The organism is Oleiphilus sp. HI0125 (assembly GCF_001635355.1).
Genome location: NZ_LWGF01000823.1, coordinates 12,223 through 39,006, shown reverse-complemented (window position 1 = coordinate 39,006; position 26,784 = coordinate 12,223). Strand labels below are relative to the sequence as shown.

Genomic DNA, 26,784 nt, shown 5'->3' with positions numbered 1-26,784 from the left:
AAGCCTTAAAACAACTGAAAAACTTCATAAATGTCGTCTAAATTTTATCCACTTACTTAGTGTCGCATGTTTAGGATGTTTATGTTTGTTTCTCTTACTCGTTCTTTTTTGTTGGCTGTATCGTGTTTTGTTGTCTTGGCAGGTATTTCTCCGTCAGCGCTAGCTATTAGCGCGGCTGAGTATGGTGTAGTACTGAACTTGTCTGGTAAGCAGCGCATGCTCACCCAGAAAATGTCTAAAGAGGTGACACTAGTTGCTTTAGGCGTTGATGCGGAACAGAACATCAAAAACCTAAGTGCTACGTCTGATTTGTGTGACCGCACGCTGAAAGGCTTGCGTGACGGCGATGCAGAGCTTGGTCTACCTTCAACGGAGTCGAAACGTATCGTACGACAGCTCGACAAGGTGGATGGTATTTGGGCTGAGTTCTATCCGGTTATTAAAGATGTGATCGGTTCAGGTGCGGTGACGCAGGATCAATTATCTCTAATTGCAGAAAAGAATCTTCCCTTGCTTAAGCAAATGAACAAAGCTGTTGGGCTATACGAAAAAGACGCGAAAAAGAACGGAACTGAGGCCTCACCCGGGCTCGCAACAACGATCAACCTTGCCGGCAAGCAGCGAATGTTGACCCAAAAAATGAGTAAAGAATACTTTTTAGTAGCACTTGGTTTTGATGTTGAAAATAACAAGTTGAATCTACTCTATACTTATTCTTTGTTTGATCAAACGCTCTCTGGTTTGCGTGATGGAGACGACATTCTGCGGTTCATTAGGTGAGGTGAGCGAGAGGCTGAACGCGCAACTTGCTCAATTTAAAATCCAATAAGCTGCTCTATGGTTTAGTTATTTTCTCTTCGAAGTATTTTGAGATCGGGGCAGGTAAGCCTTTTTGTGCACGCGCCTCGTGCGTTAGCCACTCAAGCCTCTCTTCGCGAATACTGTTTTCTTGTCGAGATACTTGGATGCGGACGGGATGGGCCAAGAGTGTGTAATGGCTAAAAATGTGTTTAAAAGGCGTGGCTTCATCAATAGATAAGCCTTTCAAATCAAAGCGTCTTTCTACTTCTTCGAGTATTTCATCGTATGTGTATTCTCGACTTAATTCAGGAAGTGAATGAAGCCCGCCCCAAATCCCGCTAGCAGGTCGTTTTTCAAACAACGTTTCATTGTTGCAAGTAATATCTAAAATCCAGCACTCTTTCACTGGATTTTTCTTCTTTGGTTTTGAGGTTGGGCGAAGCCTGATTGTGTCATTTGCATAGGCTTGGCAGTCAGTTTGAAATGGACATTGTGTGCATTGCGGCGTAGAGCGCGTGCATAGTGTTGCGCCAAGGTCCATGATGGCTTGCGTGTAATCCTCACATCGTTCGGTAGGGGTGTAGTTATCAGCCAATTGCCAGAGCTGTTTTTCTATTTCTCGCCGACCAGGCCAGCCTTCGATATCGTGCAAGCGTGTAAGTACGCGTTTAACGTTACCATCGAGAATTGGTGCTGAGCGTTTGAAAGCAATAGATGAAATGGCGCCTGCGGTGGAACGGCCTATTCCAGAGAGTTCCATAATCTTCTCTACGTCACTCGGGAATGCACCGTCCAAATCAAAGACGACATGTTTTGCTGCTTTGTGAAGGTTTCTCGCACGTGCGTAATATCCTAGGCCTGCCCATTGAGCGAGCACTTGTTGTTCTTCGGCATGGGCCAAGGAATGAATGTCTGGGAAATGCTCCATAAACCGCTGGTAGTAGCCAATGACGGCGGCTACTTGTGTTTGTTGCAGCATGATTTCTGACACCCAAACTCGGTATGGTGTTTTGTCAGATTGCCAGGGCAGATCCTTTCTACCGTTAATATCGAACCAAGCTAATATGCGTTTTGCAAAATCTTTAGTGGGTGAGAATGGGCTTGGTTGTTGGCTCATGTTTGTCGTTTATAGGCTGTATTAGAAAGTCGCTGTAGGATGCTTTTTTAAAATGACTTGTTTATCATGCTGAGCAAAGCGCGAGTAAGCTAGCGCGTCAATAACAATTAAACAAGAGGAAAGCTTCATGGCATTCAAAGTTAATATTGATGTCGATCGTACTATTACTGTTTCTGCTGACGTTGCAACGGCGTTTGCGTTGTTGTCAGACGTTCCTGCATCTGCAGAGCATTTTCCAAAGATTGAAAACCTCATTGATCAAGGTGATGGCGTTTACCGTTGGGAAACTGAAAAAGTAGGAATTGGTGATCACGCTTTGCAAACCATTTATGCGAGCAAATACGTGTCAGATGAAGCGAATGGTTCAGTTGAATGGACGGCCGTTAAAGGCGAGGGTAACGCTCAGGTTTCTGGTGGTTGGTCTTTAACTGAAGTAGATGGCGGCACAGAGCTAACTTTGAGCAGCTCTGCAGAACTCGAGTTGCCATTGCCAAAATTGCTTAAGATGGCCATTAGCCCAGTGGTTAAAAGCGAATTCGTACGTATGGTAGATACCTACGTCGAGAATATTGAAAGTGCATTGAATAGCTAAGTGAAGCGAAATGCATGAAAACCCTCAGTTTTTACTGGGGGTTTCTTGTTTTTGGCGGTAGGAAGACAGAGGCATAAAGGCTATAATCGCGAGCCTGCTGATAAAGGTGTGATAAAAATGCCTAGTCAGTTGTTTAATATGCAGAAATTGGAGTGATACATGAGCGCCAGAACAGCGCAAGTAGAGCGTAATACCTTAGAGACGCAAATTAGCGTATCAATAAATCTTGATGGTACAGGTGAAGCAAAGTTCGACACTGGTATGCCATTTTTAGAGCACATGTTGGATCAGATTTGTCGCCATGGTTTGATCGACATTGAAGCGCGTGTGAAAGGTGATTTACATATCGATGATCACCACTCTGTTGAAGATTTAGGTATCACTCTAGGACAAGCTTTCGCTAAGGCTGTCGGAGATAAAAAAGGCATTCGTCGTTATGGGCATGCATACGTGCCGCTTGATGAAGCATTGTCGCGCGTAGTGATTGATTTCTCTGGCCGCCCTGGACTCGAAATGGATGTTCCATTTGTAAAAGGCTCTGTTGGTGGTTTTGATTGCGATCTGTTTTATGAGTTTTTCCAAGGCTTTGTAAACCACGCGTGGGTGACTCTGCACATCGACAACTTGAAAGGTAAGAATGCGCATCACCAAATCGAAACCGTGTTTAAAGCTTTCGGTCGAGCACTGCGCATGGCGCTCGAATTCGATGATCGAATGGCAGGTATGATGCCGTCTACAAAGGGTACGCTTTAAGCTGTACAAGTACGTTCTTTCTAAGCGTCTTTGCATGATTGCAAAGACGCTTCTTAGGTAAGTCAAAGCATGAGTTCTATTGCAATTATTGATTATGGCATGGGTAACCTTCACTCCGTTGCGAGTGCGTTTGAACATGTCTGTGGTTCTTCAATTCAAGTTACTTCTGACCCGTCTGTGATTGAATCAGCTGATCGCGTTGTATTGCCGGGTGTCGGCGCGATGCGTGATTGTATGGCTGAGATCAAGCGTTTGGGTGTCGATGAAATTGTTTCCAAAGTTTCCAAAGATCGACCTTTTCTAGGTATTTGTGTCGGCATGCAGGCCTTGATGCAAAGCAGTGAAGAGAATAGTGGCGTTGATTGCTTGGGCTTGTTCGATGGACAAGTAAAGTTTTTTGGCGATGACTTACGTGAAAATGGTCAGCGTTTGAAAGTGCCTCATATGGGGTGGAATCAAGTGGAACAGCGTGATCATCCGCTGTGGCATGGCATTGACAATCAGTCTCGATTTTATTTTGTGCACAGCTACTACGTGCCAACTAGTATTGATCAAAATCTCGTTGCGGGTACGACGCGTTACGGTGTCGATTTGAGCGCTGCTATTATGCGAAATAATGTCTTTGCGACGCAGTTTCACCCTGAGAAAAGTCAGCATGCTGGCTTGCAACTACTTAAGAATTTTAGTGAATGGAATGGTCAGCTTTAAGCTGGCATTGGTTTGGAAATAAATATGTTAATTATCCCTGCAATTGATCTTAAAGACGGCAAGTGTGTTCGATTACGCCAAGGTCGTATGGACGACTCTACGGTATTTTCCGATGATCCTGTTGATATGGCTGGTCGCTGGATGGATCAAGGTGCACGTCGACTGCATTTGGTGGATTTAAACGGCGCATTTGATGGTGTGCCTGTTCATGCTGAGATCGTAAATGCCATTGCTAAGCGCTTTCCGAATTTACCGATTCAAATCGGTGGCGGAATTCGTAGCCTAGATACGATTGATGCCTACCTGAATGCTGGTGTTGAGTACGTAATTATCGGCACGAAAGCAGTGAAAGAACCAGAGTTTGTGACGGAAGCTTGTGCAGCTTTCCCAGGACATATCATCGTTGGCTTAGATGCTAAAGATGGCAAGGTTGCAACAGATGGTTGGGCTGATGTGTCTAGCGTTGAAGCAACAGATCTTGCGAAGCAGTTTGATGAAGCCGGTGTTTCGTCGATTGTATACACGGATATAGCTCGTGATGGCATGATGCAAGGTGTGAATGTTGAAGCGACAGTGCGTCTAGCTCAAGCTTCTTCTATTCCTGTGATTGCATCGGGCGGTGTCACGAATATGGAAGATATCAAAGCCTTGGCTGCGCAAGCTGATCAAGGCATTTGTGGTGCGATCACCGGTCGTGCGATATACGAAGGAACGCTCGATGTGAAAGAAGCGCAAGACTACAGTGATATTCACAGTGGTTACGTTGCGAAAGACTAAGATTTTTAAGGTGTAGTCATGGGCTTAGCAAAACGTATTATTCCTTGTTTAGATGTAGAAAATGGGCGCGTGGTGAAAGGCGTTCAGTTCGTAGATATTCGCGATGCGGGTGACCCAGTACAAGTCGCTAAAAAGTACGATGAACAGGGCGCTGACGAAATTACCTTTTTGGATATAACGGCGAGTCATGAAGGTCGTGATACGACGATTCATACCGTTGAAAAAATAGCTGCGAATGTTTTCATCCCATTAACGGTTGGCGGCGGTATCCGTAAAGTCGAAGATATTCGTAACATGCTGAATGCAGGGGCTGACAAAGTGAGTATTAATACTGCTGCAGTATTCAATCCTGAATTTGTTCGTGAGGCGGCAGAGAAGTTCGGTAGTCAATGTATTGTTGTTGCGATTGACGCGAAGAAGGTGAGTGCCGAGGGTGAAGAACCTCGTTGGGAAATTTTCACTCATGGCGGACGCAAGCCAACGGGCTTAGACGCCGTCGAGTGGAGCAAGAAAATGGCAGAATATGGCGCTGGAGAGATTTTGCTCACGAGCATGGATCAGGATGGTGTAAAAAGCGGTTATGATCTCGGTGTTACGCGTGCGATCGCTGATGCTGTTCCAATTCCAGTGATTGCCTCGGGTGGCGTGGGAAATCTGCAGCACTTGGCTGACGGCGTCACTGAAGGTGGTGCTGACGCTGTTTTAGCAGCGAGTATTTTTCACTTTGGCGAATACTCGGTACAAGAAGCGAAAAAGCATATGTCTGATCAAGGTATAGAAATGCGTTTGTAGGCGCCTATTTTTCGATCATAAAAAAGCCCGATCTTAGAAATAAGTTCGGGCTTTTTGCGTTTTAGGTCTTCCGTTAAGCGTTTCGCTATTAAGCAAACACACCCCAATCATTCAAACGTGTACGCAATTTCAGTGAATCATTTACTTGTTGCGTTGCCTGCCATTGCTTAGTGGCTTTTGCTCCAGCAAGGATCATCATGTCAACGTCATCGCCAGTGATGCGTTCTGCAGCGCCCAAAGTGATCGACTTAAACTCTTGCTGGCTAAGCTTAAGGTTTGTGTTCAAAACGAGTTCGTTAAACTTTGTACGCGTGTTTAAGTCGCAACCTGCTTGCTTTGCGATCATGTCAGTAGCGCCAATAAGATAATAGCCAATCGCTTCTCTTAACCAAGCGAGTTGACCTGTTTCAAGATCTTGAAACTCACGCTTGATAGCGATCATCTGAATGCCTGCAAAAATCTGCGCTTCTTTAAGTGTTTCAATGCGCGTGATGAATGGGGCAGGAGTAGCGTATTCATCAACGAGAATTTCCTCGTCGTCTAACGCGCTATGCACGCCAAGAGTAGTCGTGGCTTGGAAGCTCTGTTTCTTTGATAAGTTTACGATGCGATAGGCAGCGTAAGCGAAGAGAGCAAGTGTTAGCGCTTCTAAAGCGTGGATAGCGATGTTCAGCATGTAATACAACTTCCAATGATTATTCTCAGTTGGGGGTAGTATACCGACGATTACATTTTGTTACACGAAAGAGGTAACACTTTGAAGGGGACTTGGGTCACGCCTCGAAGGTCAATTGACCCTCGAGGGTTTTAGCAATTATTTGCAATTACACAGCTTCAGCAAGCCTATGTTCTCGTTCTAGGAAGAATGTGCGCAGATCACCGTAATTGATTGGCTTGCTAAAGAAATAGCCTTGCGCGAAATCACATTTGTTAATGTCTAGGAAGTCACGCTGATCTTCACTCTCAACGCCTTCGGCAACTACTTTCAAGTTTAGTTTGTGCGCAACGGCGATGATCGCTGATGTGATTTCCATGGCATTGAGATCTTCTGGTATGTCGCGTACAAACTCACGATCTACTTTGAGTATGTCGACTGGCAAACTTTTCAGATAGCTAAATGAGGAGTAGCCGGAGCCGAAGTCATCGATACTTACGGTACAGCCATAAGCCTTGATGCGATTCAATTGATCGATCACTGTTTCCATGTCTTGCATGAGCATGCTCTCGGTGACTTCTAGCTCTAGGTTACGGGCAGGCATGCCTGCTGTTTCTAGTGCATTATTCACCGTATTGACTAGGCGTAAGTCAGTGAATTGTCGTGTTGATAGGTTAACTGCAACACGTAAATCTAAGCCAGAGTCTTGGTTGAGTTGATGAATTTCGCTACATGCCTTCTTTAAAACCCAGTCGCCAATCGGGACGATCAGTCCGGTTTCTTCAGCAATAGAGATAAAGTCATTGGGGGAAATTTCACCTTTAACTGGATGACGCCAGCGAATGAGCGCTTCAACACTGTTTATTTTGTTTGTCTTTAAATCGATTTGAGGTTGGTAATGAAGATAGAACTCGTCATTGCTTAGTGCATGGCGAATCTCGTGCTCAATCTCCATAAGATGGCTGGCTCTAACATTCAACTCTTCAGTAAAGAAGCAGTAGCCGTCTCGTCCGCGTTCTTTAGCGCGATACAAAGCCATATCTGCATTGCGCATCAAAGTTTCACTGCAGGTTGAATCGCTCGGAGCGATCGTAATACCGATACTAGTTGAAACGATGACTTCATGCTTGCCCAGTTTGATTGGCTTTTTCAATATCGCGAGAATGTATTCCGCGATCGAAGAGATTTTGTCATTGTTCGAAATATCATTGAGTAGGATGGTGAATTCATCACCACCTAAGCGTGCTACCGTGTCTTGCTTGCGCACGCATGTTTTAAGTCGCTCTGCGATCGTGCTCAGCAGTTTGTCGCCTGCTTGGTGGCCCAGCGTGTCATTGATCCGTTTGAATTGGTCAAGATCAAGGAACATGATCGCTGAGGTATGCTTGTGTCGGCGAGCGCTTAAAACTGATTGATGCAGTCGATCAATAAACAATCGGCGATTGGCGAGCCCTGTAAGGGAGTCAAACAAGGCGAGATTTTGCATCTTAGAATTAGCGTCTTTTAGAGCACTAATATCAATCGCAGATAGTACATAGTTCGTGATGATTCGGTCTTTGTTATAGACCGCGGCAACAGTGATCGCACACCAATATTCGGTGCCGTTTTTCTTCACGCAAAGTGCTTCGCCTTCCCAGGCTGATTTCAAACAACTATTGTCTAGCAATTGTCTGGTTTCGTTTTCGAGATGGCTCTCGGGGGACAATATATCAATCGATTGTCCGATCACTTCGTGGTGTAGGTAGCCGTTGCTGCGACAGAATTTCTGATTAACGTATTCGATGACACCATCAGCGTTAGTCATGACGATACTTGCACCGCTATTTGTGACCGCACTGCTCAGCTTCGACATCATTTGTTCGGTAGCTTGGTGGCTCGAAATATTGTTTTTAAGTCGCTTATTTAATCGAATGAGTACAAAGCTCATTGCCGCGAATATGATGGCTAAAGAACCAAACACGAAGACTTTCAGTAGCAGCTCATCATTTTTATGAGATGAAATCTGTAGTGATGAATCTGCTAATAGCGTGAAGCTTGAAAGTGCGAGGATGCCGCCCAAACATACTTTTCTTATTGTTGATGCACTAAGCACAAGAATACCTACTCGAGTTATATTTTTTATGTAATTTCAGTGTAGGGGAGTGGATTAGTTAAGCAGGGGAAGTATCGTTTTTTTGTGTAACGTTTGTAAGCTGTTGAGTAAAGGTATGAAAGTAAATATGTGTATGAAGGGAGAATAACTAGGCCATGCATTGCGCATGGCCTAGTTAAATTAATGGCTTAGATCAGCTCTTTTGCTTTGGCTGTCCAATCAGCGAAACCTTTTGTTTTCGCGAAGGCTTCTAATTTTTTCTTATCGGCCGCACTCGGGTTTGCGACCTGTTTGAAACTTGTGATTCCAGCCTCTGCAAGTTTCTTCGCGGTCGCTGGTCCAACGCCCGGTAGCTTACTTAAATTATCAGCAGCTTTCTTAGCCGCCGCTTTTGCTGGCGCAGCTTTTTTAGTAACGGCTTTCTTGACCGTTTTAACTTCTTTCTCGACTGCTTTCTTAGCGGTTTTAATTTCTTTCTCAACGGCTTTCTTCGCAGTTTCAATTTCTTTCTCAACGGCTTTCTTCGCAGTTTTTACGTCTTTCTCTACTGCCTTCTTCACGGTCGCTGCTTTTTTAGCAACAGTCTTTTTAGCGGGAGCTTTTTTAACAGGGGCTTTTTTCGCGGCTGTTTTAACTTTCTTTTCTACTGTTTTTACTTTGCTTTCAACCGTCGATTTTGCTTTAGAAATCGTTGACTCAGCTTTTTTCTTTTCAACGCCTAGCTTTTCTTTCAGTTGATCTTGTAGTGAGTTGAATTCCTTGATGCGTTTATCTAATTCTTTCTGAGCACGGGAAATTTCGCGATCACTGACTTTTTGGATGTCTTCCATCAGCTTTTTCATTGGTTCATGTACTTGTGCTTGTAACGAATCAATTTGCTTGAAGGCTTCGCTGACGAGTTTGTCGAATTGTTTGGTGGTAGATTCGAACTCTTTGTTAATACGGTTAACAACTTTGTCGATACCTAACTTATCTTTAGTGCTCATGTTTATTTTTGCTCCACTGATGAAGTTGCGTAAATAGTAGGAATACGTAATTACAAAATTATGACGCTGCAAGAAATTAAGCATTAACCGTACCGATAATGGCAGCGGTGTGCATTGAGGTTAAATACTAGATTTGTTCTTAAAGTTTGTCGAATTTTACTGCGTTATGGAGGCTATGAAGTATTAGCAGGGAGGGAAGGGACGGAGGATTCAGTGAGGGGGAATTCAGAGCGTGCGCAAAGCATATGCCTTGCGCGCAAATATAGTGCGTAGCGGGTTGAGTCGCTACGCGAAAACTTAGTCTAATTTGTCGGATGCAACGTGATAGTTAGGATCTTCAATAACGTTGACTTCAACAAGATTACCAGCTTTTTCTAAGAGCAATCGACACTCTGGACTCAGATGGCGGATGTGGAGGGTCTTTCCGGCATTTAGATAACGCTCAGCGAGCGTGTCAATTGCTTCAAGTCCACTATGATCGGCTACACGAGAACGGGCAAAGTCGACAATGACATCTTCTTTATCACTCGCAACATCAAACTGTTCAAGGAAGTTTGACGTTGAACCAAAGAATAAGGGGCCATCTACTTCGTATAGACTGCTGCCTTCGTTAGTTTCAGATTTGATAACACTAACATGCTTAGCATGTTGCCATGCAAATACGAGTGCTGACACGATCACACCTACTACAACCGCTACGGCTAAATCGGTAACCACGGTGACGCTTGATACAAGGATTAATACAAAAGCATCGGCACGCGGAACTTTACGGATAATACGGAAGCTTGACCATTCGAAGGTGCCAATTACAACAATGAACATGACGCCAACCAACGCTGCTACTGGAATCTGTTCAATTAGGCTTGATGCAAACAAAATAAAGCATAGTAAAAATAGTGCAGCAGAGATTCCCGACAAGCGACCGCGGCCACCCGAGTTAACGTTAATCATACTTTGACCGATCATCGCGCAACCGCCCATACCGCCGAAGAAGCCCGTTACGGTATTGGCGACACCTTGGCCGACACATTCTTGATTTCCTTTGCCATGCGTTTGAGTGATTTCGTCGATCAGACTTAAGGTCAACAAAGATTCAATCAAACCGATCGTAGCTAGTACTAGGGCGTAAGGGAAGATAATCGTTAAGGTTTCCCATGTGAAAGGAACAGATGGGATCGAGAAGCTTGGGAAGCCTCCAGCAATTGAGGCCACGTCACCTACAACGCGTGTATCAATACCGCCAAAGATAACAATGAGAGATACAACGATGATCGCGGCAAGTGACGATGGAATAGCTTTAGTCAACTTTGGTAAGAAGTGAATAATGGCCATCGTTAAGACGACAAGACCAAGCATGTTGTAGAGCGCAGAGCCTTCCATCCACGCGATGTCGATAATGCTTCCTTCTAATGCTGTACCGGATAGCCAGCCCTGTTCAGCGCCTTGTTGGCCAAATTGGCCCAGCTGAGCAAGGAAAATAACGATCGCTAAACCATTTACAAAGCCCAGCATAACTGGGTGTGGCACCATGCGAATAAACTTACCGAGCTTGAAAATACCTGCCGCAATTTGGAGTATGCCCATGAGTACAACTGTGGCGAAGAGATATTCGACACCATGCGCAGCGACAAGTGAAACCATCACGACGGCTAAAGCACCTGTTGCACCAGAGATCATGCCTGGGCGTCCGCCGATCACTGATGTGATTAAGCCAACCATAAATGCAGCATAGAGACCTACAAGAGGTTCAACGCCTGCAACGAATGCGAATGCAACTGCTTCAGGTACGAGTGCTAGGGCTACGGTAAGACCTGAAAGTAGGTCGTTTTTTACGCTAAGTTGGCGATTAGCCGATAGTTCAAACATGCGGGTCTCATTAATACTTGTATGGAGGGCGAGAGGGCGCGGATTATAGAGTTAGCCTGAGTCGATTACAAATCGACCTGTCTTACATCGCTGATTAACATTCGAAATACTGGGGTCAGAGTAAAAGTACTCTGACCCCAATGTTAAGTCTTTATCTATGTTTACGCGGCGGCAAACCAGTATGCTGTGTGTGGAAGCGGCCTTTGCGCATTTTAGAAGTCGCACTAGTTTTCTTTAGCTTCGCATTTCGGGTTTCGCTTTTGGGCTGCGTCGGTGGCACAAGATGCTTTTTACCGTAACCTATTAGATGGGCTTTGCCCATGTTCTTGAGCGCTTCTCGCAATAGTGGCCAGTTGTTTGGATCGTGATAGCGCAAGAATGCTTTATGTAAACGTCGCTGTATCGCACCTTTGGGTACAGGCATGGTATCGCTTTTATAATCAATACGATGCAAAGGGTCTTTCTTCGTGTGATACATCGCCGTGGCGTTTGCCATCGGAGACGGGTAGAAGTTTTGAACTTGGTCTGCGCGGAAACCGTTTGCTTTCAGCCATAACGCAAGATTCATCATGTCCTCATCACGTGTCCCAGGATGAGCCGCAATAAAGTACGGGATTAAGAACTGTTCTTTACCTGCTTCTTTAGAAAACTTATCGAACATCTCTTTAAATCGATGATAAGTGCCCATACCAGGTTTCATCATTTTAGAGAGAGGACCATCTTCTGTATGCTCTGGCGCGATTTTTAAATAACCGCCAACATGGTGTGTTACTAACTCTTTTACGTATTCAGGATCTTCAACGGCTAGATCGTAACGCAGACCTGAGGCGACAAAGATACGTTTTACACCAGGTACCGCTCGCGCGCGTCGATAGAGATTGGTCGTTGCCGACTGATCCGTTTTGAGATTTTTACAGATACCAGGATAGACACATGATAGTCGGTGGCACTTGGCATGGATTTCATCCGACTTACAGTTCAGGTGGTACATATTGGCAGTTGGTCCACCCAAATCTGAAATGATGCCTGTAAACCCAGGGGTTTTGTCCCGAATGTTTTCGATCTCGCGAATTACGGAATCTTCTGAACGGCTTTGAATGACTCGGCCTTCGTGTTCTGTGATGGAACAAAACGAGCAGCCACCAAAGCAACCGCGCATAATGTTCACTGAGAAGCGAATCATTTCATAAGCTGGGATACGTGCATCGCCATAGCTCGGGTGAGGAACGCGCTGGAAGTTCTGTTCAAACACCATGTCCAATTCTTCTGTCTCTAGAGGAATTGGTGGTGGATTCACCCAAACATAGCGTTCGCCATGTTTTTGAACCAAGGTATGTGCGTTTGCTGGGTTCGTCTCAATGTGGATGACCCGCGCGGCGTGAGCATATAGAACTGGGTCTCTACTAACTTTTTCATATGACGGAAGCAAGATATATTCTTTGTCCTTTCCTGCAATCGGCCAAAAGCGTAATACATGAGTATCGTCTTCAGGCTCGATTTCTTTTGCGCCATTTTCACAATTTTCGCCTTTACCATTTGCGCTGGTATCAATATAAGGACTTTGTATTGGGTCAATTTTTCCGGGCTTATCTAAGCGAGACGAGTCTTTGCCTGTCCAGTCATTTGGCAGTTCATTCACGATAATTGCTGTGCCACGGATGTTAGTCATTTCTTTCGGTGTTTCGCCGCGAGAGATACGGTGTGCAATTTCTGCTACCGCACGTTCTGCATTACCGTACAAGAGGATATCGGCTTTTGAATCTAGCAGCACTGAACGACGTACTTTGTTTGACCAATAATCGTATTGGGCTGTGCGACGAAGGCTCGCTTCGATACCGCCAATAATTACAGGAACGCCTTTATAGGCTTCTTTACAACGCTGGCTATATACGGTTACTGCTCTGTCGGGACGCTTACCGCCAACGTTATCTGGGGTATAGGCGTCATCATGTCGGATCTTTAAATCAGCGGTGTAGCGATTGATCATCGAATCCATATTGCCCGCTGATACAGCAAAGAAGAGATTGGGTTTGCCGAGCTCTTGGAAAGCATCTTTTGATGTCCAATCTGGCTGCGCAATAATACCGACACGGAAACCTTGCGACTCTAGCAAACGACCAATAACAGCCATACCAAAACTTGGGTGATCGACATATGCGTCGCCACAGACAATAATAATATCGCAGCTATCCCAACCTAATTCGTCCATTTCGGCACGAGACATAGGTAAGAATGGCGCGATGCCGTAGCACTCGGCCCAATATTTTGGGTAAGAAAATAAGTGTTTGTCTGCTTTCATATTGGTTAGGTACTGCTGTTAGAGACGCGCATTCTATATCTACTTATGGATTTGACCAAGTGTTTGAAGTGTTAAAATAGATCAAAAAATAATCAATGGCTGCTTTCCTCACAAACTTCCTTGTCCTTGCCGCTGGTGAGGCGTCTCGTTTTGGTTCACCTAAGCAATTGGCAGAACTTCAAGGTGATACACTCTTGCAGCTCGCAGAGAGACGAGTGGAGACCTTAGCACAACGACTTCACGAGTCAGGGTACGAGTCTAAGTCTTATCTGGTTTTAGGAGCGAACAGAGAAAAAATATATTCTGCTGTCGATGCTCAGAAATGGACCGATGTGGTCGTATGTGAGAACTGGAAAGAAGGCATGGCAGCAAGTATTTATGCGGGACTTTCGCATTGTTTATCTCGGAAGAGCTTACTTAATCAAACCCAGCAGGGCACGCTCATTTTGTTGCTTGATCAGCCGGTATTGAATGATTCTGATTTAGTGCGTTTCTTGCTCAATGCTATTCAGAAAAACTGCATGTATGCCTCGGCCTATCCTGATTCGATTGGTCCACCAGTATACTTCCCAAAGCAATCAATGAATGACTTCATGCGGTGGTATGAGAGCGGAGGTAGACGGCCGAAGAAATTTCTTGGCGAACACGATGTAAAAGTTGGCAAAGTAGGGGGTGTTCAACAAGATGTTGATACGCCTGCAGACTTAGCAAATCTCGATAGGCCCGTGGTCTGAGCGCATTGCGAGTATGCTGTAAGGAAGACGCATAGTTAGTATTACGGTGTACAAGATCTATTATGATTGATCAGTAGATTATATTTGGGCGCGTCATTCATTCTTCGTTTGCAAGCTATAGTGATATGCGTGTATTAATTAGAACCTACCTTAATAAAAGAACAATACTCTATGTCTGATCATCCAGCTCCTTCAAGCTCTTCTAGAAGCATCTTTTTTTCATTGTCTCTCGTCGCCTTAGCTGGTGCATTAGCGTATTTCAGTTATGCATTAATTCGTGTTGTAGATCAGGTGCCAGAAATTCTCGAGCAACTTGATAAAAGCAGTCAGACTGTTGAACCGATTACCTCTCAGATCCCTGATGTTCTAGCAACAGTGAATAAAGTGAATGCTTCTATTCCAAATTTGTTGGAAGAAGCTAAAGCTTATCGTGAGTTAGTGCCTGAGATAATGACCGAGGTAGAAACTATACGAGCGACCTTGCCGGATGTACTGTCTCGGGTCGATGCGATTGATACTCGGATTCAAGAGGTGAGTGCTCAATTACCGCTTGTTCTCAAAACCGCAGACAATGCGGCCGCTACCGTGAACCAGACTAATCAAACCGTTAAGGAAATTGCTCCTTTGGTTCCTGAAGTATTAGACCAGGTTGAAAAAACACGTGCTGAGATTCCTAGCTATCTCTCACGAGTTGAAAAAGTGGTTGCGACAGCCAAGGATATCTCAGAAGAGGCCGGAAAGGGCGCAGTGAAAGGGGTTTTAAAAGGCATTATTACTACGCCGTTTGATTTTCTAGCCAGCGCAGAAGAGAGATTGTTTGATCGTTTTAAAGGTGATGTAAATATCACTCAAGAAGATACGCATTTGGTAACAGAATCTATAAAAGTACTGTTGTCAGATCAAAGCTTGAGTCGGAAAACGTGGTCTAATGACGCCACCGGAAATTATGGTCATGTTGATGTCTTGAAGCGCTATCAAGGCTCTGAAGGGAAGTGCGTTAGTTTGAGCATGGTGATTGTGGCGGACGGAGAAGAAGAGAGCTTGGTGCGGGATGTGTGTCAGGACGATGCTGGGAATTGGGCAGTTGCTAAGTAGTCGTTTTAAATGAATGAAGTTTCAGAGTAAAAGGCCCGAGATTACTTTTTACTCTGAAAAAGTAATCCGCGATTACATTGGAATCAAGCCGCTAATCGCTGCTAGACCGACTGCAAATACCCCAATACTGACCGCTACAGCGTAACCATAGTATTTGGCACTTTCTTTTTTATGGTGTCGGATAAAGGTGTCGATCGCTTGCTCGGCAATGTCTTCAGCTGTGTGACGGGACATCTCATGTGCTTGCTGAATCGCGTCAGCTTGCATCTTTTGCCAAAACTCCGTGTCGATTTGCTGTGCGCTCTGCAATTGTTCTTTCAGTTCGTCAAAGTCAGGCGCTAGCGCTGCTTGGGTATCGATTTGTTTGACGATATCAGACTTAAGTTCTTTCAGCTGATTGCTAATGAACATGCTGACTTCCGTCGCTATCTCACCTTTGATTGCATCAGTCTTTTCTTTAATGCTTTGCTCATGCTCAGCCATTACTTTTTCGAGTAAAGCTTTTTGTTCTTGGCTTGTTTCGTTAACAAGATGCTTAAAGTGCTCGTGTTGGTCGTCAAATAAACCTGCCAACAAGTCGTGTAGGCGATTATTGATACTGCTGCGTACTGCGGTGCGAGCTGCTTCAATCACTGCATCTTCAGACAGTTCAGGTGCCGCTGCTTGTGAGACCGAGACTTTAGATACTACAGAAGGCGCTTCGCTTTCGATATTTACTTCTTGAGGCTCTAGGATTTCTGAAGAGGAATCCTCAGCAAGGGTGTTTTCAGGTTCAGGGAGTTCGTCGACCGCAAGCTCTTCACCTAGTAAATCGCTTGTTTCAACTTCATTAAGTTCAGCGCCTTCAAGATCAATCTCTTCAATATCAACATCAAGCTCGCTGTCACTAATGCTTAGCTCATCAAGTTCAGTGCTGGTTTCTTCTATAGCACTTACCGCAGCGGCATTAGCCATGTCTTCTTCGAGTTGGCTAATAAGATCAGAAACACGGTGCGGCTCAGCAGGCTTAGTGAGCACATCGTAAATACCGTTTTTAATCACTTCTTCAGAAAACTCATCAGATTTTTTAGAGGTACACATGATGACAGGAACATGACTCGCGTTCGACATGGCTCGTATTTGCTTGGCAGCATCAACCCCGTTCATGCCGGGCATGAGCTGATCCATAAATATAACGTCGGGAACAGAACCACCTTCAACAATCTCAATTGCTTCTTCGCCTGAGCCTGCCATGCTCACTTCTAAATTTAGTTTTTCCAATAACTTGCGCAGAGCGAATCTTGCCACTTTGGAATCATCAACGATTAAAGCGCTCTTGATTGTCATGCTTAACCTCTTATATCTGCCGAGCAAAGCTCGATTTCAACAGTAAAATAAATGCGTTTTGGCGGATCGTGTGTCGATTACCAGCCGTCTAATTTAGGGCATTGCGTTGCACGGTAGCTTTTCGGGCGATAACACACACCAGGTTCTGAAGAACGTGCCGTAAACACTTCACCTTCTTCAGTGGTGAGCGTTACTTTTCCAAAAGGTTCTCCATCTTTAAATGTACCGCTTATTTTGCTTCCGTTAGGGTTTAGTATTTCACCCTTGCCGTGATACAAGCCTTCAATAAATTGCCCTTCGTATTTCTTGCCGCTGGCATACACTTCAACCCCTTTGCCGTGGAACAAACCGTTAGAGAAAGAACCTTCGTATGTGCCGCCATCTGGGTAAGTAAGGGTGCCATTGCCGTGGAATAGGTTGTCACTAAAACCACCAACATAAAGTAAACCGTCTCGGGTGGTTAGAGAGCCTTGGCCACTTAACTCGCCGTCGATCCAATAACCTGTATAGATGTCGCCATTGGCTTTGGTTTGTGTGCCATCCCCGTTAAATTTGTCACCAGAGAACTGTCCAACATAAGTGTCGCCATTGCTGCTGACGAATGTGCCTTGTCCCTTTCTTTCGCCTTCAAACCATTCACCTTGATAGCGTGAACCATCGCCATAGCGCGCGGAGCCATAACCATGAAACTGTCCATTGACGAATGAACCTTGGTAGTCGATGCGCGCGCCGTCTTGGTAGCGGCCCTCACCAGTTTGTACACCGTGCTCCCAAACACCGTTTCGGTAGTTAACGGTCGTGTACTGCTGGAGTTCTGCGACGATGGTCTGATCGCTATTTTTTGCGATGTATATTTCTTGACGCCAGTTTTGGAAACCGCCTTTGGTCACTTCAACTGTGTAAGTGCCTGGTGATAACTCAACTTCAAGTGCGCTAGACCCGTATGGCTTGCCGTTGATGAGTACGGTATCTCCATACACATTGGAGCGTACGGTGAGTTTTCCGCTAATCGCAACTGGTGTTGCAGGTGTTGCTACAGGCGGAGCTGTTTTAGGTGTCTGCGTAGAAGCTGTTGATGGAACTTGATCAGCGAAGATTGGAGCGTCATCGGAATCACTGACTACGATGTTCTCATCAGTTTCAACCGAGCTTTCTGGTTCTGGTTTTTCTGACTCAAGTTCTGGTTCGACTAATTCTTCAGCAACTTGTGGTACTTCAGAAGTGCTCGCAGCATTAGTGTCGTGTAAATGAACGATACCTGCGCTTGCTAAGAGAAGGGCGAGTAAAAAATTGATGAACAATAAAGGTCTAATATCGACCATGAATGGGTCCTGTTTTAGCGTTTACACACTCGACTAACTCGAGACTACGTTTGTGTTTGGCTACGTCTAATGCATTGCTTTGGTTTGGCCAACAAAAATGAGTAGGTCTTTGTACTCCTCACATTAATTGGAGTCTAGACATAAAGTATTGATTTTGCTTGTTAACTGCGGGGTTTTGCTTGTTTTGTCACAAAACCATTGTTTTTGAGTGGTACGTATAAGCTTGGAGTTGAAGTTCGAAAAAATGTCACTATAAACGAATGCTAATAAGTCTCTGTCTCTTGCAAGATAAACACTTGCTTGTCACAGTGTTAATCTTCACAGCTTAATTCAATCAACAGTTCAGTCTGGCCAACCATAAGGTGTTAATGATCAATGAGCCACCCGCAATTTGAATTTGTAAGAAAACAACGTATTGAATCTCTCGCCGTAGATGCTGAAGAGTACGTGCACAAAGGCACCGGAGCACGACATTTACACTTTGCTTCAGAGAACGATGAGAATGTTTTCTTGGTAGGACTAAAGACTGTTCCGACTGACAATACAGGTGTGGCGCATATCCTTGAGCACACTGCATTGTGTGGTAGCGAAAAATATCCGGTACGCGATCCATTTTTTATGATGATTCGCCGCTCTCTGAACACCTTCATGAATGCCTTTACTAGCAGTGATTGGACTGCTTATCCTTTCGCGAGTAAGAACAAAAAAGACTTTAATAACCTCTTAGATGTGTATCTAGATGCGGTCTTTTTCTCGCGCTTGGACGAGATGGACTTTCTTCAAGAAGGGCATCGCGTAGAATTTGAAGAGGAAGGTAACGCAGATTCGCCATTGGTCTATAAAGGTGTTGTGTATAACGAGATGAAAGGCGCAATGAGTTCGCCGGTGAGCCAACTTTGGCAGACACTCACTCGTTATGTGTTTCCAACTTCGACTTACCATTACAACAGTGGTGGTGATCCCGAACATATTACCGACCTCACTTATGATCAGCTGAAAGCTTTCTATCGCAAGCATTATCATCCGAGTAATGCGGTATTTATGACCTTCGGTGATATCACAGCCGAAGAGCATCAAGAGACATTCCACAACAATGTCTTATCGCGTTTTGAGCGATCAAATGATCTAGCTATTGTGACTGACGAAAAACGCTATTGTGCGCCGCTCACTGTCGTTGAAAATTACCCAATTGATGAAAACGATGGTATTGAAAATAAAACACACATCGTGATGTCTTGGTTGCTCGATCACAGCTTTGATTTAGAAAGCAATCTTGAAGCGCACTTGTTGTCGAACGTGTTGTTCGAGAACTCTGCAGCGCCATTGCAGAAAGCACTCGAGCAAACTGAACTAGGGCAGGCACCATCACCGTTGTGTGGACTTGAAGACTCTAATAAAGAAATGTTGTTTGCTTGTGGAATTGAGGGAAGCGAGCCGGAGCGCGTCGCAGAGTTCGAAAAGCTTGTGATTTCTGTTCTCGAAGATGTGGCACAGAACGGTGTTCCGCAAGAGCGACTAGAGGCTGTTCTTCATCAGTTAGAACTGAGTCAGCGAGAGATCTCTGGTGATAGCTACCCATATGGTCTGCAGTTGATTTTGGCAGGGTTGTCGCCGATGTTGCATGGCGGGGATCCGGTCGCACTACTTGATTTAGATCCTGTTTTAGAGCGCCTACGCGAACAGATTAAATATCCTGATTATATCCAGTCACGAGTGAAGAGACTGCTGCTTAATAACGCGCATCGCGTGACTTTGGTAATGAAACCAAATCAAGGCTTTGATGCTGTTCGTGCGAGTCTGGTTGAAGATGAGCTCGCTGCGAAAAAGTCAGCAATGAGCTCTGAAGAGTTAGAAAATGTTGAGAGCAAAGCGAAAGCGCTCAAAGCTCGACAAGAAGCGAAAGACGATGAATCTATCTTGCCTAAAGTTGGTATCGAAGATGTTCCGAGTGAGCTTTACAGGCCACAAGGTACGATTGTAGGGGGTGCGTCTAAGCTGACGCAATATGAGCAAGGCACGAATGGTCTTATTTACCAGCAAGTCATTTTCGACTTGCCTGCCTTGTCTGAACAAGAGCAGCAATTGCTTCCGATCTACACAGCTATCGTCACGGAATTAGGTGTCGCTGATCAGAGTTATTTGGAAATGCAGAATCAGCAGTCAGCTGCAACAGGTGGTATTCATGCATTTTCTAGTGTGAAAGGTGGAGGTGCTGATGAGCAAGACGTTAAAGGAGTGCTTGTTTTCAGTGGTAAGGCTTTACGTCGAAATGCGCAAACCTTGAATCGTCTCTTACATGATTACATAAACAATGTTCGTTTTGATGAGACCTCTCGCATGCGAGAACTAGTCTCTCAGATGCGCGCGCGTCGCGAACAATCTGTTGTAAATAACGGCCATAGCTTAGCAATGGGTGCGGCTTCTAGCGGTATGAGTCCGGCAGCTAATCTGGCTTATCGTCTAGGTGGATTGCAAGGCATTAAATCACTGAAAGCGCTGGATACTTCTTTGAATGAAGAGTCCGCATTGCAACAGTTAGCAGATCAACTATCTGAGCTTCATAGTAAAGTTATTGCGATGCCAAGACAGTACTTGGTTGTTGGTGAAGCGGAAGCTCTCGAGACTTCGAAAGGCTTAATACAGGCAGAAGCTTTAAGTGAGTCGGCGAACGCAGAAAGCTTTAGTTTGCCATCAATACGTCAAGCAAATAAGCAAGCTTGGATTACCAATACACAAGTTAATTTCTGTGCGAAAGCATTTGCTACAGTACCGGTTGAGCATGAGGATGCACCGGCTTTGAGTGTGTTAGGTGGTTTCTTGAGAAATGGTTTCTTGCATCGTGCTATTCGTGAGCAAGGTGGTGCGTATGGTGGCGGTGCTAGCCAAGATAGTGCAAGTGCATCATTCCGCTTTTTCTCCTACAGAGACCCTCGCTTGAGCGAGACCTTGTCTGATTTTGATGCATCTATTCAGTGGATGTTGAATGAAGAGCATGATCCTGAGCAGCTTGAACAGGCGGTATTAGGTGTTGTTTCGCAAATAGATAAACCTCGTTCTCCTGCAGGTGAAGCAAAAGGGGATTTCCATAGTGAGCTGTTTGGAAGAACACAAGCGAAGCGAGATCAATTCCGACAAGCCGTACTTAAAGTAAGCTTGGATGATTTGAAGCATGTAGCTAGTACATATCTCCAAGATGAGAATGCGAGTGTTGCTGTTGTTTCTAACTCGGCGAATGAAGAAGCATTGCGTGATTTAGGCGTGGAGATTCAAGAGCTATAGGCAAGCGGTTAAATGGTTGAGAAAGGTCTGTATTCTAAGACTCTCTCAACCATTTTTTCTGATTAAATTACCCATCTATTGGAATCATTAAATAGATTCCGCTCATGATCAATGCGAGCCCAAGACAGCGCAGTTTCCCAAAGTTCTCTTTTAAAAAAACTACACCAAATATCACCCCAATGACGATGCTTGATTGCCTCAGAGCAACAAGATAAGACACGTTGTCAGTCGCATGCATAGCGATCAAAACCAAAGAGTATGTGAGTGTCATGATGAATGCTGTCATGGCACTGATCTTCTTTTTATTCGACACAACATCGCGCCACGCGTCTCTTCCAGATTTAGATACGAAGAGTATTGTGCACATGGCAATCATTGACGATGCCGAAAGACACCACATGTATATCAATGCTTTGACGCTCTCACTCTCATTAAATTGAGATTGGCTAGCGAGAGAATTTAATACCGTTTGGTCAATAAGCGTGTAGCCTGTTGTTCCGATAGCAGCGAGTAGGGCATGTAATAAGCTCGAGCTGAGATGCTCGTTATACTCTGTTTTACGAGGCCAGCTTATCGCGATGCAGCCCAGTAAAATTCCTAATGCGCAAAGGCTTTGTATAAAGCTGAATTTCAATTCGAACAGTAGAAAGGCAGCGAGTGGTGTGAAGATTACCGGTAACGCCCTTGCTAGAGGATAAGACACTGAAAAATTACCGTGTCGGTATGCGCCCGCTAGTCCAACGAAATAAAGCGCCTGGCATATTCCCGTGAGTGCAATTTCTATCGGGTAATGCTGAATAACAAAAACAACACTTTTGAATTTAAGCAATACGATTGGGCTTAGTATTAGGGTGGCCGCAGCGCTTACCAACGCGAAGAACGAGAGAGACGGTGTTTGCTGCTTGCTTATGACATTCCATAAGGCGTGACAAAAAGCAGAAGCAAGCACCAAAACAACAGCAATGTAGGTCATATCAGTTTTTAATCAGTCTCTCTAATAAAGGACGAAAGTAGCTGAGCGGTGCCGCACCTTGATCGATTTTTTTGCCTTCATCATCGTAACGGCGCAATGCGATGGCATTGCTGAAGCTGTTAGATTGTTCGAACGAACGCATTTGTTTTTCAGTCATTGGTCCTCCTTGCACAGCAAGACTTTGTTTTGAAGCCTCACTTAAGCTATTCAGATAACCGTCATCTTTTGCACACAAATAACGCTTAGCGGCTACGTGTAATCGAATCGGGTCTGTGACCTGTTTCAGAAACAACGTATCAAGCATGGTTACGCCGACCCGCTCGTGGTGAAAGTCTTGTTCGTAATTTGCGTTATGTTCATAGGCGTGAAAGTGGCCAATATCGTGCAACAAGGCTGCCGCAATCAGAGCATCACCTGCATCCTCTTGTTCTGCTAGTGTTGCGCATTGGCGCATATGTAGGCTTTGCGAGACACCTTCGCCATAGTGCTCGTTGCCATATTGTTCGAATAAACTAAATAGCTCGTCGATGCTTTTTAACGCGATTGCCTCGCTCATGGGCGCTCTCCTTTCATAAGGCGTGCATTGATACGCTCGATCACATTTGGGAGCTCGGCGACGCTATCGATAATGTAGTGCGGGTCTACTTTGGCGAGTTTTTCTTCGGCACCTTGTCTTAGGTTTGACTGTTCTTCCTGATTGAGCGCTTCCCACTGCGCTTGTCGCAGTCCAAGGGCGTTGCCTGAAATGGATACACCAACTGTCCACATGCCAGCATGGCGGCCTTCCTCTAGTCCCGTTTCAGTGTCATCAACTTTTATACAAGTCGCCGCGTCGAGTATACCGAGCTCTTCCATGACAGCTTGCGCCATATATGGGTAAGGACGCCCCTTGCTAACTTGTGTAGCGCATACATTCGACTGGGTCGTGAAACCTTGTTGCTCGGCTGTTTTTGCAACTAAGGCGTACATCTCTTCGTTGTAACCAGTATTCGAGCCGATTTTGATCTCTTTGTACTTAAGGTAGGCCATCGTATCTAAACAGCCCGGGATGATCTGACTAAACTCTTGGATTGTCTCTAATTGCAGTGGCAGAAACTCATGGTATAAGCGTTGTACGTCTTCTTCAGATGGGCTTCTTTGATAATGAGTCTCCCACTGCTGTGCAATCTCTGGCATGGCGAGCATTTGTCGAATGTGCTCGCTTTTCTCTGTGCCCATTGGGGCGCGACATTCAGCATCGTTAACCGTAATGTCTTTACGTTCGAATAAAGCTTTGAACGCTTCGATCGGTGCGACAGAACCGAAATCAACAGTGGTGCCTGCCCAATCAAAAATGGCGGCTTGAATAGTGTTATTTGTGTTGTTCATAAATATCTCGCGTGTTTATAGCCAATAGCGTTCTTCAGAAACTGCTTGAATAAGTCTCTGAATATCTTCAGGAAATACGTGGCCAATCGTGCCGATTCGGAAGCAATCTGCTTGGCTTACTTTTCCGGGGTAAATAACGAAACCGCGTTTTTTTAATCCGTCATAAAAGGTATTGAAGCGATAACTTTCATACTGCGGGTTTAAAAACGTACTAATAAATGGTGAGCGTAAATCACCTTGTAGTAAGGTTGTGAAGCCAAGCTTTTCCATGCCGGCAATAAGGGTATCTCTATTTTTCAAGTAGCGTTGATAGCGCGCTTCAACACCGCCTTCTTGTTCTAATTCGATAAGAGCTTGCTCAAATGCGCGTACAACATGAGTTGGTGATGTAAAACGCCACTTGCCAGGGTCTTTCTCCATCGCTTGCCATTGATCAAATAAATCTAAGCTGTGTGAGCGCGCTAGGCCTTCACATTTGGCAATAGAGGAATGCTTTGCGAGCACAAACCCAAAGCCAGGGACGCCTTGAATACATTTGTTGGCGCTACTGATTAAAAAGTCGATATTTAACTCAGCCAGATCAAGAGGAATGCCGCCGAAAGAACTCATAGCGTCGACAATGAAGGTGCAGTTGTTTTCTTTGCAGACATGACTGATGGGCTCAATGGGGTTGAGCATTCCCGTCGTTGTTTCGCAATGAACCATTGCGACATAGATGTCTCCGGAAAGCTCCTTTAACACCTGTTGTAGTTTGGCGGGGTCGACAGGAGATGTTTCTCCGTAATCGATCAGACTAAAAGGAATGTTCAGGATCGAAGCCATGGTTGCCATGCGTTGTCCATAGGCACCATTAGCGAGTATGACTAAATGTCCTGATGCGGGTATGACTGAACCAAGTGTTGCTTCGACAGAGGCTGAGCCGCTGCCTTGCATCAACACAGCAGTGTATTCGTCTTGATATTCCTCGCTAGTTGCAAGTTTTACCAAGCGCTGTCTGACGCCTTGAACAAGTTGTTTGTAGTCATCATCCCAAGTACACCAATCGCGTAACATGGCATTTCTCACTCCGGTGCTTGTTGATAGAGGGCCAGGAGTAAGAAGTAAATAAGGGTTTATCGGTGCATCCATTTTGGTCGTCATAAGTAAATCTCAAAATTATTGGTATATACCAGTTGGGCGAGATACTATGTGCACCTTTAGGTAAGGGTCAACGCTTTACCTGCAAAATTCATAAAAGTGAAATATACAGAGATCAGACAATCGAGGTCTGATAGATAAAAGAATCATGGGTACATTAGCGAACGCAATAAAAGAGACTCTGACGGAAAATATCGTGAGATGGAGAGGGGAAGGCGAGATGAAACTACCCTCTGAGCGAGAGTTGAGTGAGCAACATTCAACAACGCGGGTAACAATCCGAGAGGCTTTGAAGTTGTTGGAAACAGAAGGCTTGATTTATCGGGAGAACCGACGTGGTTGGTTTATATCCCCACCTAAATTGCGTTATGACCCAAGTGTTCATGGACGGGTTAGTTTTGTCGATTATGCAAGGCAACAGGGTTTTCAACCGAGCACCCAACTCCTTTCGATTAAGTTGACCGTAGCGGACCGCTACATAGCTTCGGAAATGCAAATTGCTGTTGGTAAGCCTGTATATCAAGTGAACCGCCTACGTAGCCTAGATGGACGGCCCGTTTTGTATGAGCAAATGCTATTGCGGGCAGACCTGTTACCAAACTTAGATAGGTTTGATTTAGAAGGTTCTCTGCATGCGTTATTGCGCAGCGAGTATAAAATGACTGTGCAAAAAGCCGACTTTGAAATTTCGGTATCGATACTTCCAAATGACGTTGCTCAAGCCTTATCTGCACCAATGGGTGTCTCCTCATTAAAGTTTCAGCGCAAGTATCGCAATCAGCATGGCGAGATCTTCGAATTCGATCATGAGCTATGGCGTCATGACGCCATTTCAATCAATTTTGATATTAACAACTAATTCGTTGAGTTTAATTCTTTGTTTTTCTGCCACTGACGCGAGGTCATAAAATTGTCATAACAAGTTCACTGTATTGTCACATTTGGATATTTAAATGTTTCTCGTCTGGTCTATACCAATAATTTAGAGGAACAAGCCAATGGCTATGATGAAGATAATGAAGAAATGTGTTTTAGGTGCAGCATTGATGGCCCTTAGTGGTCTTGGAATGGCTGCAACAGAATTAACTGTATATACAGCGTTTGAAGCAGAAGATCTGAAGCGTTATAAGGCAGAATTCGAAAACAAGAACCCTGATATCAAAGTCAATTGGGTACGCGACTCCACAGGCATCGTTACTGCTAAGTTGCTTGCTGAAAAAGAAAATCCGCAAGCAGATGTTGTTTGGGGTTTAGCGGGCACATCACTGCTTATTCTTAAAGATGAGCAAATGCTAGAAACTTATAAGCCTGTTGGTTTTGAAAAACTATCGCCGAAGTTCCGTGATAACAGCGCAAAAACGCAATGGGTAGGCCTAGATGCATGGATGGCTGGCTTATGTGTGAATACGGTTGAAGCACAGAAAGCGGGTTTGCCTATGCCAAGCTCGTGGGAAGATTTGACCAAGCCTATCTATAAAGGCCATGTCATTATGCCTAATCCAAACTCTTCAGGTACTGGCTTCTTAGATGTATCAAGCTGGCTACAAATGTTCGGAGAGGACAAAGGTTGGGAATACATGGATGCGCTTCACGAAAACATTTCACGTTATACCCACTCTGGTTCAAAGCCTTGTAAATTGGCCGCCGCTGGTGAAACGCCTATTGGTATTTCATTTGCATTTCGTGGCGCGAAAGAAAAAACAAAAGGCGCACCAGTTGAAGTGGTCTTTCCTTCAGAAGGTTTAGGCTGGGACGTAGAAGCGGCAGCGATTGTTAAAGGTACTGACAAGCTAGACGCTGCGAAAAAGCTTATGGACTTTGCAGTCTCTGAAGATGCAATGCGCATGTATAACGTTGGTTATGCAATTGTTGCAATACCAGGTATTGCAAAACCAGTTGAGCATTTCCCAGAAAATGCTGACGAACTCATCATAGATAACGATTTTGGTTGGGCTGCTAAGAACCGTAAAGACATTTTGTCTACGTGGGCTAGCCGTTACGACGGAAAATCTGATCCGAAGTAAGGCTTTCCCAACCAGCCACGACTCCGACGTAGCTGTTGTTGCGCGGTGCCTTCGGGCACCGCTTTTTTGAGTTCTACCCATCCATTGT

At 44.8% G+C, this 26,784-nt stretch carries 23 protein-coding genes; 11 read left to right on the top strand and 12 right to left on the bottom strand.

What is annotated here, in order from left to right; all coding sequences use genetic code 11:
* The first annotated feature begins 81 nt into the window (after window positions 1-81).
* The gene (locus tag A3762_RS13410) at window positions 82-780 is read left to right on the top strand and encodes a type IV pili methyl-accepting chemotaxis transducer N-terminal domain-containing protein (protein ID WP_082869130.1); all 699 of its coding nucleotides are present in this window, start codon (window positions 82-84) and stop codon (window positions 778-780) included.
* Window positions 781-835: 55 nt separating this feature from the next.
* Here the strand turns inward: A3762_RS13410 and mutY are convergent, their stop codons facing one another.
* Entirely contained in the window at window positions 836-1,918 is a 1,083-nt protein-coding gene (mutY, locus tag A3762_RS13405; protein ID WP_068756054.1) for an A/G-specific adenine glycosylase, read from the bottom strand.
* Between the two features lie 127 nt (window positions 1,919-2,045).
* On the opposite strand from mutY, the gene A3762_RS13400 reads away from it, so the two are divergent.
* The 5 genes from A3762_RS13400 to hisF all read left to right on the top strand — a co-directional run bounded on the left by A3762_RS13400 (window position 2,046) and on the right by hisF (window position 5,540).
* Window positions 2,046-2,510: an SRPBCC family protein gene (locus A3762_RS13400; RefSeq protein WP_068477108.1), complete on the top strand. Its 465-nt coding sequence runs from the start codon at window positions 2,046-2,048 to the stop codon at window positions 2,508-2,510.
* A gap of 159 nt (window positions 2,511-2,669) precedes the next feature.
* Window positions 2,670-3,263 (top strand): imidazoleglycerol-phosphate dehydratase HisB, encoded by a 594-nt coding sequence (gene hisB / locus A3762_RS13395; RefSeq protein WP_068477106.1) that lies wholly within the window; start codon window positions 2,670-2,672, stop codon window positions 3,261-3,263.
* Window positions 3,264-3,332: 69 nt separating this feature from the next.
* Window positions 3,333-3,971 (top strand): imidazole glycerol phosphate synthase subunit HisH, encoded by a 639-nt coding sequence (gene hisH / locus A3762_RS13390; protein ID WP_068755954.1) that lies wholly within the window; start codon window positions 3,333-3,335, stop codon window positions 3,969-3,971.
* A 24-nt stretch (window positions 3,972-3,995) separates the two neighbouring features.
* Window positions 3,996-4,748 (top strand): 1-(5-phosphoribosyl)-5-[(5-phosphoribosylamino)methylideneamino]imidazole-4-carboxamide isomerase, encoded by a 753-nt coding sequence (hisA, locus tag A3762_RS13385; RefSeq protein ID WP_068756053.1) that lies wholly within the window; start codon window positions 3,996-3,998, stop codon window positions 4,746-4,748.
* An 18-nt stretch (window positions 4,749-4,766) separates the two neighbouring features.
* The gene (hisF, locus tag A3762_RS13380) at window positions 4,767-5,540 is read left to right on the top strand and encodes an imidazole glycerol phosphate synthase subunit HisF (protein ID WP_068756051.1); all 774 of its coding nucleotides are present in this window, start codon (window positions 4,767-4,769) and stop codon (window positions 5,538-5,540) included.
* An 88-nt stretch (window positions 5,541-5,628) separates the two neighbouring features.
* Here hisF and A3762_RS13375 read toward each other — a convergent pair whose 3' ends face one another.
* From A3762_RS13375 to A3762_RS13355, 5 genes are all read right to left on the bottom strand, one after another.
* Window positions 5,629-6,216 carry a hypothetical protein gene (locus tag A3762_RS13375; protein ID WP_068477100.1) on the bottom strand — a complete coding sequence of 196 codons (588 nt, stop codon included), beginning with the start codon at window positions 6,214-6,216 and terminating at the stop codon, window positions 5,629-5,631.
* Between the two features lie 148 nt (window positions 6,217-6,364).
* Window positions 6,365-8,254 carry a GGDEF and EAL domain-containing protein gene (locus tag A3762_RS13370; protein ID WP_156493447.1) on the bottom strand — a complete coding sequence of 630 codons (1,890 nt, stop codon included), beginning with the start codon at window positions 8,252-8,254 and terminating at the stop codon, window positions 6,365-6,367.
* Window positions 8,255-8,475: 221 nt separating this feature from the next.
* Window positions 8,476-9,273: a helix-hairpin-helix domain-containing protein gene (locus A3762_RS13365; protein ID WP_068756049.1), complete on the bottom strand. Its 798-nt coding sequence runs from the start codon at window positions 9,271-9,273 to the stop codon at window positions 8,476-8,478.
* A 297-nt stretch (window positions 9,274-9,570) separates the two neighbouring features.
* The gene (locus tag A3762_RS13360; RefSeq protein ID WP_068756047.1) at window positions 9,571-11,139 is read right to left on the bottom strand and encodes a SulP family inorganic anion transporter; all 1,569 of its coding nucleotides are present in this window, start codon (window positions 11,137-11,139) and stop codon (window positions 9,571-9,573) included.
* 151 nt (window positions 11,140-11,290) lie between these two features.
* A complete protein-coding gene (locus tag A3762_RS13355) occupies window positions 11,291-13,438 on the bottom strand; it encodes a YgiQ family radical SAM protein (RefSeq protein ID WP_068756045.1) in 2,148 nt (715 codons plus the stop codon).
* A gap of 95 nt (window positions 13,439-13,533) precedes the next feature.
* On the opposite strand from A3762_RS13355, the gene A3762_RS13350 reads away from it, so the two are divergent.
* Together A3762_RS13350 and A3762_RS13345 are read left to right on the top strand one after the other, a co-directional pair.
* Window positions 13,534-14,172, top strand: a complete 639-nt coding sequence (locus tag A3762_RS13350) for an NTP transferase domain-containing protein (protein WP_068756043.1) — start codon at window positions 13,534-13,536, stop codon at window positions 14,170-14,172.
* A gap of 171 nt (window positions 14,173-14,343) precedes the next feature.
* Complete coding sequence (locus A3762_RS13345; protein ID WP_068756040.1) at window positions 14,344-15,267, top strand: methyl-accepting chemotaxis protein; 924 nt, start codon at window positions 14,344-14,346, stop codon at window positions 15,265-15,267.
* Window positions 15,268-15,339: 72 nt separating this feature from the next.
* Here the strand turns inward: A3762_RS13345 and A3762_RS13340 are convergent, their stop codons facing one another.
* Together A3762_RS13340 and A3762_RS13335 are read right to left on the bottom strand one after the other, a co-directional pair.
* Window positions 15,340-16,593 (bottom strand): response regulator, encoded by a 1,254-nt coding sequence (locus A3762_RS13340; protein WP_068756039.1) that lies wholly within the window; start codon window positions 16,591-16,593, stop codon window positions 15,340-15,342.
* Between the two features lie 77 nt (window positions 16,594-16,670).
* Window positions 16,671-17,915, bottom strand: a complete 1,245-nt coding sequence (locus tag A3762_RS13335; protein ID WP_068756036.1) for a PEGA domain-containing protein — start codon at window positions 17,913-17,915, stop codon at window positions 16,671-16,673.
* 375 nt (window positions 17,916-18,290) lie between these two features.
* On the opposite strand from A3762_RS13335, the gene A3762_RS13330 reads away from it, so the two are divergent.
* On the top strand, window positions 18,291-21,194 hold the full coding sequence (locus tag A3762_RS13330; protein WP_068756034.1) for an insulinase family protein: 2,904 nt from the start codon (window positions 18,291-18,293) through the stop codon (window positions 21,192-21,194).
* A 67-nt stretch (window positions 21,195-21,261) separates the two neighbouring features.
* Here A3762_RS13330 and A3762_RS13325 read toward each other — a convergent pair whose 3' ends face one another.
* From A3762_RS13325 to phnW, 4 genes are read right to left on the bottom strand one after another with little or no spacing between them, the layout of a single operon-like run.
* Window positions 21,262-22,167, bottom strand: a complete 906-nt coding sequence (locus A3762_RS13325) for an EamA family transporter (protein ID WP_068756032.1) — start codon at window positions 22,165-22,167, stop codon at window positions 21,262-21,264.
* Between the two features lies 1 nt (window position 22,168).
* Window positions 22,169-22,723, bottom strand: coding sequence for an HD domain-containing protein (locus A3762_RS13320; protein ID WP_068756030.1), 555 nt, complete (start codon window positions 22,721-22,723; stop codon window positions 22,169-22,171).
* Window positions 22,720-23,535: a phosphonoacetaldehyde hydrolase gene (gene phnX, locus A3762_RS13315; protein ID WP_068756028.1), complete on the bottom strand. Its 816-nt coding sequence runs from the start codon at window positions 23,533-23,535 to the stop codon at window positions 22,720-22,722. Before phnX ends, A3762_RS13320 begins: the two co-directional genes overlap by 4 nt.
* Window positions 23,536-23,550: 15 nt before the next feature.
* Window positions 23,551-24,675, bottom strand: a complete 1,125-nt coding sequence (gene phnW, locus A3762_RS13310; RefSeq protein ID WP_231878812.1) for a 2-aminoethylphosphonate--pyruvate transaminase — start codon at window positions 24,673-24,675, stop codon at window positions 23,551-23,553.
* Between the two features lie 145 nt (window positions 24,676-24,820).
* Between phnW and A3762_RS13305 the strand changes: the two genes are divergently transcribed.
* The gene (locus A3762_RS13305; protein WP_068756023.1) at window positions 24,821-25,531 is read left to right on the top strand and encodes a UTRA domain-containing protein; all 711 of its coding nucleotides are present in this window, start codon (window positions 24,821-24,823) and stop codon (window positions 25,529-25,531) included.
* A 139-nt stretch (window positions 25,532-25,670) separates the two neighbouring features.
* Complete coding sequence (locus A3762_RS13300) at window positions 25,671-26,696, top strand: putative 2-aminoethylphosphonate ABC transporter substrate-binding protein (RefSeq protein ID WP_068756022.1); 1,026 nt, start codon at window positions 25,671-25,673, stop codon at window positions 26,694-26,696.
* The last annotated feature ends 88 nt before the right edge of the window (window positions 26,697-26,784 follow it).